10 protein-coding genes are annotated in these 13,499 nt (G+C 61.8%); all 10 read right to left on the bottom strand.

Annotated elements, in window-relative coordinates; translation table 11 throughout:
• Positions 1-77: 77 nt before the first annotated feature.
• The gene (locus PspCFBP13509_RS03045) at positions 78-731 is read right to left on the bottom strand and encodes an alginate O-acetyltransferase AlgF (protein WP_027604734.1); all 654 of its coding nucleotides are present in this window, start codon (positions 729-731) and stop codon (positions 78-80) included.
• 16 nt (positions 732-747) lie between these two features.
• Entirely contained in the window at positions 748-1,932 is a 1,185-nt protein-coding gene (locus PspCFBP13509_RS03040) for an alginate O-acetyltransferase (RefSeq protein ID WP_074843953.1), read from the bottom strand.
• Positions 1,933-1,943: 11 nt separating this feature from the next.
• Positions 1,944-3,476: an MBOAT family O-acyltransferase gene (locus tag PspCFBP13509_RS03035; RefSeq protein ID WP_065924234.1), complete on the bottom strand. Its 1,533-nt coding sequence runs from the start codon at positions 3,474-3,476 to the stop codon at positions 1,944-1,946.
• A gap of 234 nt (positions 3,477-3,710) precedes the next feature.
• Positions 3,711-4,820 carry a mannuronate-specific alginate lyase gene (locus PspCFBP13509_RS03030; RefSeq protein WP_137211540.1) on the bottom strand — a complete coding sequence of 370 codons (1,110 nt, stop codon included), beginning with the start codon at positions 4,818-4,820 and terminating at the stop codon, positions 3,711-3,713.
• 24 nt (positions 4,821-4,844) lie between these two features.
• On the bottom strand, positions 4,845-6,290 hold the full coding sequence (locus PspCFBP13509_RS03025) for an alginate O-acetyltransferase (protein ID WP_137211565.1): 1,446 nt from the start codon (positions 6,288-6,290) through the stop codon (positions 4,845-4,847).
• 11 nt (positions 6,291-6,301) lie between these two features.
• Positions 6,302-7,870: a mannuronan 5-epimerase AlgG gene (algG, locus tag PspCFBP13509_RS03020; protein WP_065948986.1), complete on the bottom strand. Its 1,569-nt coding sequence runs from the start codon at positions 7,868-7,870 to the stop codon at positions 6,302-6,304.
• The gene (locus PspCFBP13509_RS03015; RefSeq protein ID WP_137211539.1) at positions 7,870-9,357 is read right to left on the bottom strand and encodes an alginate export family protein; all 1,488 of its coding nucleotides are present in this window, start codon (positions 9,355-9,357) and stop codon (positions 7,870-7,872) included. Before PspCFBP13509_RS03015 ends, algG begins: the two co-directional genes overlap by 1 nt.
• The gene (gene algK / locus PspCFBP13509_RS03010; protein WP_027604727.1) at positions 9,354-10,745 is read right to left on the bottom strand and encodes an alginate biosynthesis TPR repeat lipoprotein AlgK; all 1,392 of its coding nucleotides are present in this window, start codon (positions 10,743-10,745) and stop codon (positions 9,354-9,356) included. The genes PspCFBP13509_RS03015 and algK overlap by 4 nt, the downstream gene beginning before the upstream one ends.
• Before the next feature lie 2 nt (positions 10,746-10,747).
• Positions 10,748-11,914: an alginate biosynthesis protein Alg44 gene (locus PspCFBP13509_RS03005; RefSeq protein WP_027604726.1), complete on the bottom strand. Its 1,167-nt coding sequence runs from the start codon at positions 11,912-11,914 to the stop codon at positions 10,748-10,750.
• Between the two features lie 38 nt (positions 11,915-11,952).
• A complete protein-coding gene (gene alg8 / locus PspCFBP13509_RS02995; RefSeq protein ID WP_161985711.1) occupies positions 11,953-13,434 on the bottom strand; it encodes a mannuronan synthase in 1,482 nt (493 codons plus the stop codon).
• Between the last annotated feature and the right edge of the window lie 65 nt (positions 13,435-13,499).

Raw genomic sequence — 13,499 nt, 5'->3', positions numbered from 1 at the left:
GAGCTACGAAGGTTTGTCGTTTCACTCTTGTTTTTGTCTCGTGTCCGGGCCGGCCGAAGCCGACCCGGAAAATTCATTCAGCGGGTCGACACCGGGCGTTTTACCCAGACTGGCGAAATGCTCGAACCCGAACCGGTGACGTACAGCACCGCTGCCTCACCACGCTCCAGGGCCACTGGCTTCACGTCGCCGACTTTCTTGTCGCCGTCATACAACGCCAGGCTCACCTTCACCGGGTTGATTTCACGTTCGCCACGGCCTTTGGCAGCCACCGACTTGACCACGTCGGTCTTGCCGTCGGCGGTCTTCAGGGTCAGGGCCTTGTCGCTGAGGTTCTGCACGCGCACCAGGGATTTCTGCTTGTTCTTGAACGGCGGTTCTTCGATCAGCTGTGGCTGGCCGCTGTTGTTGTTGACCAGGGTGTAGTAGTGGTCCGGGGCGAGCTTGACCGGCACGGTCTGGCTGCCGACCTTGGCGCTGTAGTCGCCGCCGGGCATGAAGCTGAAGTCGCTGCTGGCCAGCGGGGCCACGTCGCTGAGGTTGGTGCTGCCGACAGTGGCGCTGACTTCCTGGTTGGAGGCGTTGTAGATCCGCACGAAGCTTGAGCCTTTCGGTGCGACTGGGCCGTACAAGGCAGCGTCACCGGCGAAGGCGGACAGGGATACCAAGCTCATACCGGCAGCCAGGGCCAGAGTCTTAGCGAGACGACGCGGAGTAGTAGTGAAAGTCATGTGAGTTACCTCTCTTTCAGTTTTGCGCCCGGTCGGGCGTCTCGGATTTTGGGTTTTTAGCTGGGGTGTTCAGTGCCATGTTTTGTTGGCGCGAACCGGCTTGTTTAAGTTGCGCAACCCACGATGGGTCGGCATCACCGATTTCGTTGTTCACGGGCAGATAACGTTCAGGAAACTCCCAGATCAGCACCTGTGGCGGGCTGTTCTTGAAGTCGTCACTTTTCAGGTAGCTGAGCATCGGCAGGATCGGGCCGTGGCCGTCTTCGGCGTAGCTGACCACGTCGCTGCCCAGGGCTTGCTTGAGGGCGCCGACGAAGTTCCAGTTGGGGTTGGCGCTGTAGCTGGTGCCCACCAGCGCCACCGGGGTTTCGCTGTCGCTGAACAGCGCGTCGTCGCCTTTGGTTTCGGCCAGGTGCGTGACGCGTTTTTCCAGCGGCTCTTTCGGTGGCATCAGGTTTTCGAACAGCGGGTCCAGGGGCAGGAACAGACGCAGGTCGCCTTTATGCGGCTCGGTCTTCTCGGCCTCGGTGACAAAACGCTGCGGCTCGCCGTGGAGCGGGGTCTTGTCGGCGATGGTTTTAGCCAACTGCTTGGCGGCGATTTCGGCGCCGTCCGGGGTCCAGTGGGTGTCGGTGCGCAGGAACACCTGCTTGCCGCCCAGCTTGGCCTGTTGCAGCGGGCCGAGCAGGTCCGGGGCGATGATCTTGTCGGCGGCCACACGGGCGTGGAAGTCCTGGTACAGGTTGGCGTGGATGCTCGCCGGTTTCACTTCACCCAGGTGTTCCGGGTACAGGCGCACCTTGGCCGGCACGATCGCCATCACCAGTTGGATGCCCTGGGCCTTGAGCTTCTGGCGCACGCCTTCGACCAGCGCGTAGTTGCCTTGAAGGTTCTGGTCTTCGTTGACGGCGGGGTTGAACTCCTCGTCGCTGTACAACCAGTGATCGCGGCCCAGCACCACCCCAGGGCGGCCTTCATTGAACAGCTTGTAGTCCAGCGCGGCCCAGAGGTTGGTGCCCAATCGCTTGATCGGGAACTCCTCGTCGTAATGGGTCTCGACGGCCTTGGTCCAGCGACCGTTGAGCACGGTCGCGTCGGCGTTGGTGCGAAAGTCCAGGAAGCTGCGCAGCGACCAGGCGCCCAGGGCCAGCAGCAGCACCAGGAACAGGCCGATATAGAGGACGCGTAATGAACGGGTCATGGTCGGCTCCCTCAGAATTGGAAGTAAAGGAACGGCGAGAAACTCTGCGCCGACAGTTTGAGAATCGACGCCACGAACAGCAGCAGCACTGCAGCGCGCATGGCGTAGCGTGGCCAGTCAGCAGTCCAGTAGGCCGGTTGCACGGCAGCGTCACGGCCAACGGTGAAACCTGGCTCGTGGATGCTGCCCGGGTTGTCGCCCGGCACGGCCTTGATCAGGCTCGGGTCGGCCGGCTTGGTTTTCTCGGCAGGGCGGTTGGTGTAGAAGTCGCGCAGGCCGAAGAACGCCAATGTTGCGTACGCCACCACCAGGGTCGCGACTTGCAGGCCGGTGAGGTTGGCGCGGTTGAGTTCCGACAGCGACCACTCGCCGAAGCTGAACATCGCACCGTACATACGGCCGGCGACGTGGAGGTTCTCGGCGCGGAAGATCACCCAGCCCATCACCACCAGCAGGAAGGTGAAGGCCCAGCGCAGGACATTGAAACTGCGCGGTGCGGTGTTGAGGCCGATGGCTTTTTCAATCGCCAGCCACATGCCGTGCCAGGCACCCCACACGATGTAGGTGATGTTCGCACCGTGCCACAGGCCACCGAGCAGCATGGTCAGGAACAGGTTGCGGTAGGTGGTCAGCGTGCCTTTACGGTTGCCGCCCAAGGTGATGTACAGGTAGTCACGCAGCCAGGTGGACAGGCTGATGTGCCAGCGCCGCCAGAACTCGGTGATCGACTGGCTGATGTACGGCTGCTTGAAGTTTTCCATGAAGCGGAAACCCATCATCAAGCCCAGGCCGATGGCCATGTCGCTGTAGCCCGAGAAGTCGAAGTACAGCTGCGCGGTATAGGCCAGCGCGCCGAGCCAGGCATCGCCGGTGGTGGGGTTTTGCAGGGCGAAGCAATGGTCGGCCACCACCGCCAGGGTGTCGGCGATGAAGACCTTCTTGATGAAACCCTGCATGAACCGCGTGCAGCCCTCGGAGAATTTGTCGAGGGTGTGGGTGCGGTTATTGAACTGGTCGGCCAGGTCGCGGAAACGCAACACCGGGCCGGCGATCAGGTGCGGGAAGATCGCCACGAACGCCGCGAAGTCGATGAGATTGCGGGTCGCCGGGGTATCGCCACGGTACACGTCGATGATGTAGCTGATGGACTCGAAGATGTAGAACGAGATCCCGATCGGCAGCAGCACGTGGGTGAGGATGAACGGCTCCAGGCCGGCCGACTTCATCATGACGTTGATGCTGTCGACGCCGAAGTTGGCGTACTTGAAGTAGCCGAGGATGCACAGGTCGACCGCCACGCCCAGCAGCAGCCAGCGTTGGGCCGGCTTGGTGCGCACGCCGGCGGCACCGACCTTGAGGCCGATCCAGTAGTTCCACAGCGTGACGGCGGCGAACAGCGCCAGGAAGTCCACTCGCCACCAGGCGTAGAACACGTAGCTGGCCAACAGCAGCAGCAGGTTGCGATAGCGTTGCCCGCTCAAGTAGTACAAGCCGAGAAAGATCGGCAAGAACAGAAACAGGAACACATTGGACGAGAAAACCATCCCGATCTCTCCATGTTTAACCAACAGTCAAGGGCCAGAGCCCCCCCAAACCCCCCACAACTTCATGGGCGGCGATGCAGCTTTTGTAGTGAGCGGGCTTGCCCCGCGCTGGGTGGCGAAGCCGCCCCAAAACCCTACACCGCGGTATGCCTGGCACACGGCGGCGGATCGATTAGGACTGCTTCGCAGCCCAGCGCGGGGCAAGCCCGCTCACTACAGGTAATCCATTCAGCCTTAGCTACCTTTGTTGCCTTTTTCATGCGTCGGGTCGTAGACCTTGGTCAGGTCACCCCCGAGGCGGAAGGTCTTGAACGGTTGCATCCCGTGCTTGCGCTCGATCACATCCGGCGCGCAGGTGTAGAGGGTGCAGAACGGTTCGAGCCAGGCATACTTCATGTCCTCCTTGAGGTCCTTCATGTCCTGCTCCTTGCCGTTCTTCTGTTCGAAGATCTCCGGGTCCTTGACCCCGGCCAGCACTTTGTCGCCCAGGCGCTTGAGTGCGCTGTTGTTTTCCTGGCGCAGGTCAACACCGTTGACCAGGGCAAAACTGGCGATCATCGCCAGCGGCGGCAGGGCGTAGTTGTGGTACGACAAGGCGCGTTGCTGACGCTTCAATTCGTTGGGCAAGAAGCCTTGGTCGTCGACCTGGTTCACGCCGACCTTGTATTCCTTCACGGCCCAGTCAAACAGGTCGCGACGGTTGGTGGCGATGGAGGTTGCCATCACCGACCAGGCGGCCCAGTAGGAGTGGTTGTTGGTTTTTTCCAGCGGCAGGTTGTCCCAGTCGCTCACCACCTGATCGGCCAGTTTGTTGAACCAGGCTTCGATCAGTTGTGATTCCTGCGGGTGGTTGGCCAACGGGTGCGAGTCGGAGAACTTCAGGCGTACATAGGCCGACGCCATGCTGCCCAAGGCCCATTTGCGCATGGACTTGCCGGTGTGGTTGAAGTCCTTGGACATCAACGCATCGGCCTTGGCCCACGACACCAGCCAGTTCAGGGTGCATTCGAGCTGCTCCGGGCGACCGTCGCGCATGAATTGCATCACGCGCTTGCTGGTGTCTTTTTCCAGCTTGGTGATGTCGGCGGTGCTGTCGCGAAAGGCTTTTTCCGACTGAACATTCAGCGTGGAACGGGCCTTGTCGGAGCCTTCGTACTTGCTGCGAAATTGCAGAGGCCCGGTGTAGGGCGTCGGCATGGTGTCGCAGTTTTCCTTGAAGTCGCCGGTCTTGAACGCTTCAATCGGTGCGAAGTAGCCCTGGGGCGGACGCAGCGGGGCGGCGGCGTTGGCTGCACCGGCGAAGATCGCCAGGCCCAGCAACGATGGAATCCATAACTTCTGCATAAGTAACCTCATTGCACGCTTATTTCACGGCGTCGAGGCGGTCTGTTGACCGCCCGCTGGGAATACGTTGCGTGTGCAAATTTTCGCTTCGACCTTCTGCGCGGCAGCGCCCGCTTCGGGGCCCTGCACTTCCACGGCCAGCAAGTTCTGCGAGGCCCAGTCTTCATCGGTGCGCAGTTCAAAGGCGAAACGCCCATCTGTATCGGATGTTTCGGGTTTCTCGATCTTGATGTCCTCGTGGCGCCCGTTCATGTACCAGAGGGTGGCTTGCAAGGTTTTCACCGACGGGTCGGCGAAGCGGATATCAACCTGATGGTTGGCGTTGCGCAGGTCTTTATTCGAACTGTTAACCATCAATTCGTTCTTGCCGGGTTTCAATGTTGTGCTCGCACTCATCTGCGCGGTCTTGCCTTCGCAGCCGTTGTCGAGCAGCGCCATCATCTGGCGGTAGATGGTCTCCTGGTCCAGGCGATAGAGCGGCGAGAATTCCCAGATAAGGATTTTCGGCGGGCTCTTCTGGAATTCGTCGCTGCCCAGGTACTGGATCATCGAGCCTTCCAGGCCGCCGCCGGGGAAGGCGACGTTGAGGATGTCAGCACCGATTTCCTGTTCCAGGAAGCCGGCGAAGTTGTAGTTCTTGCCGCTGTGGCTGGTGCCCACCAGGGTGATCTGCGGGTTGCCCGAATCGCCGAACAGGTCGCCGTCACCGGCTTCGCCTTTCGGCTCGGTGGTGAACTGGTCCATGTACTGGATCGCGTAGCTGGTGCCGCACAATTGCCCGGCCATGTTGTGCAGGGTGCCGGTCTTGCCCATGCGCCCGGAGCGTTTGGTCTCGAATTCGCGCTTGGGAATATCGGCAAACTCAGGCATTGCACGCACCTTGGCGCCGACGATTTTCGCCGTGCGCTGGGCGCCGTACGGGGTCCAGTGCTGGTCACCGCGGAAGTAGAAGTCGTGGGCCGGCAGTTCGTCCGGCAGTTGCTCATTGGTCAACGGTGACAGGTCCGGCACCACGTAGCCCATCTTGGCGAAACGGCCGAGCATGGTCTTGTAGTTGCCCAGGGCCTTGTCGAAATCGAACGAGGCTTTTTCCGCGGGGTTGAGCTTGTTGCGGTTCACCAGGCCACGGGTCGGCTGGTAGACCACCACCAGTTCCACGCCCTTGGCCTTGAACGCGTCGTGCAGTTGTTGCATGCGCTTGTAGCCGGCCGGGCTGGTGTCGAATTCGGTGCGCAGGTCTTCCTGGGTACGGAACAGCCAGTCGCCCTGGGCTTGCACCAGGGTGGTGAAGTTCTGCTGGTAGCGCGTGGTGTAGTTCTTCGCGTCGTGGGCGGCCGGGCACAGGCTGCAGCAGGGCTCGGCGGTGAAGGTCGGCGCCTTGATTTCGTCGGCGCGCACGCCCTGGCTGGCCGCAAGCAGGCCGAGGGTCAGACCCGAGAGGCTCAGCAGTTTGATCATGTGTGGGTGCATAAGGGTCATCCTCAGTCCTGCATTTCGGTCTGGCGTTCGACAGGGTCGATCAGCACGGCTTTCTGCTGGCGCACCAGCAGGTCGAGAATTTCTTCCTGACGATCGCCCAGCACGCCGGAGAAACTGATGCCGCTGGATTTGGTCGGCGCCAGCATCGATACGCGGTACAGCTCGATACTCAGTGGCGAGTCGATGGACAGCGGCCCGCTGCCGTTACCCGCCAGTTCACCGCCGACCACGATCAGCGAGACCTTGGCGTCGAACGGGTCGAGGGCGATGTCGCGGTCGGTGTCGGTCAAATCCTTGATGTGGCCGTACACGCCGGTCAGGCCGTTGGCCATCGAGGTGTTTTCGTACAGCTTGATGTTCACGCTGTTACGCACGCGGATGCCGTGGCGACGGTTGCTGATCACCTTGTTGCCCCACAGCAGGTTGTCGCCGCTCTCATAGAGGGTGATGCCGTCGGTGTGGTTGCGGTAGATCTCGTTGTCGGCGATCAGGTTGTTCACGCTGTTACGGTCGATCACCAGGCCCGAAAGCTTGTTGTCGTAGCTGCGGTTGTTGAAGATGAAGCTGTCGTTCACCTCACGGGAAATGATGATGCCGTGCTTCTTCTTGGTGCCGTAGACGGTGTTGTCCGCGATGATCAGGCCGTGGGAACGGTCATGGGGGTCAATGCCGTAGACGATGTTGTCTTTGTAGGTATTGCCCTTGATCACGAAGCCCGTGGTCTCGTAGCAGTAGAAGCCGTACCACATGTCCGAGAACTCGGAATCGATGATCCAGCCGGTCGGCTCAGGGCGCTTGAGCACCTTGGCCATGTTCGGCGTGTACTGGGAAATACTCACCCCGTACGACTTACTGTTGGCATAGCCGAAGCTGGCCATCTTGGTCTTGGAGACGTAAGTCTCGGTGCCGCCCCAGGCCAGCAGGAACGGGCGGAATTCCTTGGGCGACTTGAACAGCGCCGGGCCGTTGGCTTTTTCGTCCCAACCGGTGATCCTGGTGTCACGCACAAACAGCTGGCCGTCGTTGATCAGGAACGAACCGGCTTGCTGGGACAGGCGCAGTTCCTGGGTGTTTTTATCGATGTCCAGGATGCCCTTGCGGCCGACCACGATCGGCAACTTGGCCAGGAACACGCCCGGCGAGGTTTCGCTGAAGTACTGCTTGGGCACTTTGCCGAGCAGGTCCTTGAGGTTCATGTAACCGTCGTCGACAAAGATCGCCTGGGGAATACCGTGCTGACGCACCACCCATTCGGCCATCTTGTTGTCGCCGCCGATAAAGTCCTTCAGGGCGTCTTCCTGCATCATGCGGCGGATGCTGATCTTGCCGGGCTTGGTGCGTACGATCTTCTTTTCCATGGCTGCGGCGGTGTAGCCCGACAGGTCCGGCAGGGCTGGCTTGGCCATTTCCAGCGGCGCGGTCGGCGGGCTGGAAATGGTGTAGGTCTTGGCCTGTTGCAGTTCCTTGGCGATGGTCGGCGCCTTGGCCGCCGTATCGGCAAACGCTGTGGCACTGGCCATCAGCATTGCCGCGACGAGTAGGCTTTGAGCATTCATTGCGCAGGCTCCCATCAGAATTTCCAGATCACGTCGACAAACGCGCGGTGCATGTACGAGTCGACCTGGCTGCCGTAGGCATCACCTGGCTTGAACACACCGGCACGGAAACGCACCAGGGCCGACGGCTCGTCGATCGACTGGCTGAGTGCGGCTGGCAGCAGGCCGGTCTTGAAGTACTTGGTGACGACCAGGTCCATCTCCTGGCCCAGGTCTTTCTTGCCGTCTTCAAGGGGCAGGGAAGTGCTGGACAGGATCGCGCCGGTGACGTCATCGGTGTTGTTCTGCACGGCGTCGATGCCATTGCTGCCCACCGGCTTGTTGCCGTCGACGCGCCAGAACTTGTGGTACACCAGGCTGGCGTCGTAGTCCTCACGCAGTTGCCAGGAACCGAACAGGCTCATGGACTGCATGTTGTTCATCTCGCCACGAAACGCTTCGCCGAAACGGTGCACGCGGGACTGGGTACCGGTCCAGTTCGAACGGTTGCTTTGCAGGCCGTTCTGCTCGTACTCGGCACTGGCGCGGGCATAGGCCGCACCCACTTGCCATTGCGGGTCCAGACGCAGGCGGATACCCAGGTCGGTCGCCCAGCCACTCACGTCATCGCTGCGCTTGGCCTCTGTCGGGCGGGTGCCGTCGGCGTTCAAGGCATTGACCGAGTCGCGGTCGCCTTTCATGCCGGTGATGCTGGCCCAGTAGTTGACGGTGTTGGTGTTGCGCCAGTTGTAGGCGTCGCTGTTGGCTTCGATGCCGAGCCAGGTCAGGTCGCCGTTCTCGCGCTTGTCCAGGGAGTCGGTGGCGACGCCCGGTTCCGGGTAGTCGAGCTTGCCGTTGTCATGGGTGTGGTGGCCACGCAGGCCGATCCACTGGCCCGGCGTCCACTGGTAGGACGCGTCGGCGTAGAGGTGCTGACGGTCCTTATCCTTGGGCGACAGTTCCTTGAGGTCGGTACGGTATTCGCTGAAACGTTCGGCGGCGCCGACGTTGGCCTTGAGCAGGGTGGTGTCGAAGGTCCAGTTCAGCGCTTCGATGTTGGTGTCGCGCCATTGGCCGTCGTCATTGCGCAGGCGTTGGCGACCGAGCTTGAGGATCTCGCCGGGGTAGGGCGTGAAGCCGCTGTAGCCGACCCAGAACTCGCGCATGGCCAGGTAGTTTTTCTTGGTCTTGCGGTCGTTGTTGGTGGTTTGCTGGTTTTCGTCATCCGCCGACTGTTGCAGGGTGTCGGTCTCGATGATGTCGCTCGAAGCCACCGCCTGGCCCATGGCGTAGGCGCTCCAGTTGCCGCTTTCGCCGTAGATCCACGGGCGCAGGTCGAGGCCGATGCCGTTGACGTCGCCGCCTTTCTGGGTGCCGAGGTCGCGGTCATCTTCGGACTGGCCGGTGACTTTGACTTCCAGGCCGAAATTCTTGGCTTCGGTCAGCGCGGCCAGGGTCGGGCACGACCACAGCAGGGCGAAGGTCAGGCCGATGCCGGCCTGCACGAATGGATTGAGCTTCATAGGGATTCCTCGCCGTCTTCTTCTTCCAGGGCGTGCAGTTGCAGCGTGCTCTGGGCCAGGGTGCCGCGGGCGGCCAGTTCCTGTTGCACCAGGCGTTGGCCTTGGGCGCGTTGTTCCGGTGTGAGCGGGGCTTCGAGCTGCGTGGCCAGGTCATTGGCCTCTGGCGTGCCCTGGGCTTTGGCCAATTGGCTGAAGACATAGGCATTCAATGGGTCGGGCTTGGTGCCCTTGCCTTGGGAAAACAATTGGGCGATGGCGAAGTCGGCGCTGTTCTGGCCGTTGCGCGCAGCGGTCAGCAGGTGGTCCAGGGCTTTTTGCGAATAGACCTGGCCCAGGTAACCACGGCGGTAGATCTGACCGAGGTAGTAGTCGGCAGCTACTTCGCGGCCCACGGCTTTCTGGAAGTGCGCTTCAGCCGCCTTGGCGTCCGCCGGCACCCACTTGCCTTCGTAGTAGAGCTTGCCCAGCAACAGCTCGGCGCGCGGCTGGTCAGCGGCGCGGCCGTTGTCCAGGTATTTCATCATCTGGTCGACGTCGCCCAGTTCGGGGAAGTCGTAGAGCAGTTGCGCCAGGCTGACCCAGGAAGCCGGGTAGCCGGGGGCGATTTTTTCCAGCAGGGCCTGGGCGGTTTTCTCGTCGGTCTTGCCCAGCGTGGCGTCGCCCAATACGCGGGCGACGCTGTCGACGCGTTGTGCGGTGACGGTGCCGCGGCTGTAGCCGGCTTCCATCTGCTTGAGCAGTTCGGCCTGTTTTTCCGGCTGGGCTTTTTTCTGGTAGACCGTGGCCAGCTCGACATAGCAGATATCGGTGGTGTTCAGCGCGGCCTTGCAGATGCGCTCCACATCATCCAGATGCTGGTCGTAGGTGTCCTGGGTGCGATACAGCAGGACCTGGGCCAGGCCGGCTTCCGGGTAACCGGCGGCCTGCCACTTGCTGATCTGCTGCTGGGCATTCACGTTGGGGAAGCTGTGGGGGTATTGCAGGTACAGCATCGCCAGCGGGATCAGGGTGTTGCCTTCGCCATTGGCAAAGGCTTTTTTCAACAGGCCTTCGGCTTCATGATGTTCGGCTTCGGTGGAGCCCGGCTTGGCCACCAGCAGGCGACCGAGGCGGGCCTGGGCGCGCGGCGAGGTATCCGCCGCGGCACGGTAAGTGGCCTCGGCCTGTTTGATTTGCGCCGGATCGCGGGTGCCTACCTGGATATCGGCCAGGCCCACCTGGGCCTCGCTGTAACCCAGTTCTGCCAGTTGCTGGTAATTCTGCTGCGCGGTGACGGTGTCGCCACGCTTGAGCGCTTCATTGGCCAGGCGTTGGTCGGGCAGGCCGGCACAACCGGCGAGGGCGATGGCCAGCGCCAGGGGCACCGGCAGGGTTCGAAGGGCGCTCATGATTAAAGACCCGCAGCCATGGCTTTATCGATCAGCCAGTTCAGGGATGGGCCACGGTCGCTGGTCACTTCCACCGGGCGGCCGGCGTAGGCGCTGTCCAGCGGGGCGTCAGGCTTGATCTGGACGCGGATGTCGGAGGACAGGTCGGCGCTGTTCAGGCTGGTGCTGCTGACGATGGTGCCGGTGCGGGTCTGTTCTTCGTCGGCCACCTGGAAGCTCACCGGGGTGCCTGGGCGCACGTCACCGAACTGGCGGTAGGTAAAGCGAGCTTCGACGTTAGCCTGGCTGCCGCGTGGCACCAGTTGGAAGATCACGTCGCCTTTGCTGGCGTACTGGCCGTCGGCGACCAGTTGCTGCGCCACCACGCAATCGCATGGGGAGGTGAGCGTGCCGGTCATTTGCTTGCCGAACAGTTCTTCGACCTTGGCCGGTTGCAGTTGGTCTTCGTCCAGGTGGCCTTTGAGCACATCCAGCATGCTGGTGCTGAAGGTCGCCAGTGGTGCACCTTTGGCCGCCACCGCGTCACCTTTGAGCAGGCTTTGCACGGTGCCGTCGCGGGGCATGGTCACGTTCATGCCGGGCACGCTGACCAGGCCCGCCTGGGCGTGGCTGACGAAGTACATGCCGTACACCGATTTGAACACGAAGCCGAAGGCTGCCAGGCCGACGAGGAAGATCGCCAGGCTGAACGTCACGGCGCGCAGGCGACCGAAGGCGCTCATGTTGCTGCCGCTGTCCTTGACCTTGCGCGCCTTGGTGAAGTTGTCGCGTTGCAGGGTTGCCAGCACGTCACCCATGGTCACGATGTCGCCCGACAGGTGCGAGGTGATCAGGTGGCGCAGGGTGGAAATATCCTGGGCGTCGAGGTTCTGGAACTGGCAACCGGTGCGGCCGGTCTGGCGGTCGTAGGAGCGGATCTGCAGCTCTACGTCCATGGCCAGGCCGAGGTTATCGATGACGAATTGCAGGCGACCCTTGTGCACTTCACCCACGGTCAACGGCTGGGTGGCGGTGAACGCCAGGCCGCCGGCCGAGAGGTCGATCACCCGTGCTTCGGTCTGGGTGCGGTCGGTGTTGAAGAAGCGCAGCTTGGCCGGGATTTTGACCCGGGCATGTTGGCGCTGTGCTTCGGATTCGTGGACAACGTTGGCGTTTACTTGGCTGTTCATGACGGTGTAATTCCTTGGTTAATTCAGGCTTGGCAGGGTCAGACCATCATCAGCAACACGGCAACGAAGATGCTGCCGGCGGAGAAGGTCATGGTCCGAGACGACCAGGTGTTGAACCAACGTTGAAAGCTGGCCAAATCGCGGGTCAGTTTGGTGTCCTGGCGGGTCCAGGACTGTTGATCAAGGCGGAAGAACACGTAGATCTTCACCAACGCGCCCATGATCTGGTTGTAATAGAGAATCGCCGGGTAAGCCGGGCCGATCTTGTGGCCGGAGCACGACAGCAGCAGGGTCAGGATCAGGCGGGTGATGCCGATCCACAGCAGGTACGCGAGGATGAACGCGCCGCCGTACTTGAAGGTGGCGATGATTGCCACGGTCAGGCCGAGCAGGGAGGTCCACATCGACACGCGCTGGTCGAACAACACGATGCTGGTGAACAGGCCCAGCCGGCGTACACCCAGGCCCAGGGCGCGGGAGTTCTGGCGCAGGTTGTTGCCGTACCAGCGGAACATCAGCTTGCGGCTGGCTTTGATAAAGCTCTTTTCCGGCGGGTGTTCCACGGTGTGGATCGCGGCGTCCGGCACGTAGAAGGTGTCGTAGCCCAGGCGCATCAGGCTGAACCAGCTGGACTTGTCGTCACCGGTGAGAAACTTGAAGCGGCCCAGGCGCCAGTGCTGCAGCGAGTCGCTTTCCACGTCGGCGATAAAGCCCGGGTCAGTCACGACGTTGGCGCGGAACACCGACATGCGGCCGGTCATGGTCAGCACGCGCTTGGACAGGGCCATGGAGCACATGTTGATGTGGCGCTGGGCGAAGCGCAGTTTGTGCCACTCGCTCATGATGTAGCCGCCGCGCACTTCGCAGAATTCGTTGGTGGTCAGGCCGCCGACGTTGCCGAACAGCTGGAACCACGGCACGGTCTTGCGCACCACGCCTTCGGCGAGCACGGTGTCGCCATCGATCACGGCAACCACCGCGCGGTCGTCCGGCAGGTGGCGGGAGATGGCGCGGAAACCGAAGGCCAGGCCGTCGCGCTTGCCGGTACCGGCGATCCGCACGAAGTCGAGCTTGACGTGATCCGGCGGGTTCATGCGTTCCCAGAGGCTCTTGACCAGCAGCTCATCGGACATTTCCACCAGCGAACAGACCACGGTGGTGGGGAAGCCGCATTCGATGGCCTCACGAATCACCGAGCTGTAGACCTGCGCGGTGGTCAGCGCATCGATACGGAAGCTGGTGACCATCAGGAACACGTGGGACGGGTCGGCAGCCTTGCCCAGCTTGCGCACTTTACGGCGCAGGTGCGGGTAGACCACATACAGGAACAGCATGCCGCGAAAGAAATGCGTAGCACCCATCGAGTAGCGCCAGATACCGACGGCGCCAATCAGGAAAATAAAATTCTTCGACTCGGAGTCGAACGTACTCGCCGGCAACAGCAGGGCGAGACCCATCAGCAGGCTCAGAAAGAACAGCCAGCCGGCGGATTGGAGCAGTACGTGTTTTAACTTGGACATAAGCGTCATCCGAAGGTGAAGAAGGCTTCGAGCTGCAAGCGCTGGGGATTGGTACGCCTGCGGCT

Origin of the sequence: Pseudomonas sp. CFBP13509, from assembly GCF_005233485.1 — a bacterium.
In the GTDB taxonomy this organism is placed as follows: Bacteria; Pseudomonadota; Gammaproteobacteria; order Pseudomonadales; family Pseudomonadaceae; genus Aquipseudomonas; species Aquipseudomonas marginalis.
Note: the sequence above shows the minus strand (reverse complement) of the source record. Positions and strands in the feature narration are given on the sequence as shown.

Bases quoted from the DNA above. Each gene is read 5' to 3' on its own strand.
- PspCFBP13509_RS03045 (WP_027604734.1), bottom strand. From the start codon at position 731: ATGACTTTCACTACTACTCCGCGTCGTCTCGCTAAGACTCTGGCCCTG.
- PspCFBP13509_RS03040 (WP_074843953.1), bottom strand. From the start codon at position 1,932: ATGACCCGTTCATTACGCGTCCTCTATATCGGCCTGTTCCTGGTGCTG.
- PspCFBP13509_RS03035 (WP_065924234.1), bottom strand. From the start codon at position 3,476: ATGGTTTTCTCGTCCAATGTGTTCCTGTTTCTGTTCTTGCCGATCTTT.
- PspCFBP13509_RS03030 (WP_137211540.1), bottom strand. From the start codon at position 4,820: ATGCAGAAGTTATGGATTCCATCGTTGCTGGGCCTGGCGATCTTCGCC.
- PspCFBP13509_RS03025 (WP_137211565.1), bottom strand. From the start codon at position 6,290: ATGCACCCACACATGATCAAACTGCTGAGCCTCTCGGGTCTGACCCTC.
- algG (WP_065948986.1), bottom strand. From the start codon at position 7,870: ATGGGAGCCTGCGCAATGAATGCTCAAAGCCTACTCGTCGCGGCAATG.
- PspCFBP13509_RS03015 (WP_137211539.1), bottom strand. From the start codon at position 9,357: ATGAAGCTCAATCCATTCGTGCAGGCCGGCATCGGCCTGACCTTCGCC.
- algK (WP_027604727.1), bottom strand. From the start codon at position 10,745: ATGAGCGCCCTTCGAACCCTGCCGGTGCCCCTGGCGCTGGCCATCGCC.
- PspCFBP13509_RS03005 (WP_027604726.1), bottom strand. From the start codon at position 11,914: ATGAACAGCCAAGTAAACGCCAACGTTGTCCACGAATCCGAAGCACAG.
- alg8 (WP_161985711.1), bottom strand. From the start codon at position 13,434: ATGTCCAAGTTAAAACACGTACTGCTCCAATCCGCCGGCTGGCTGTTC.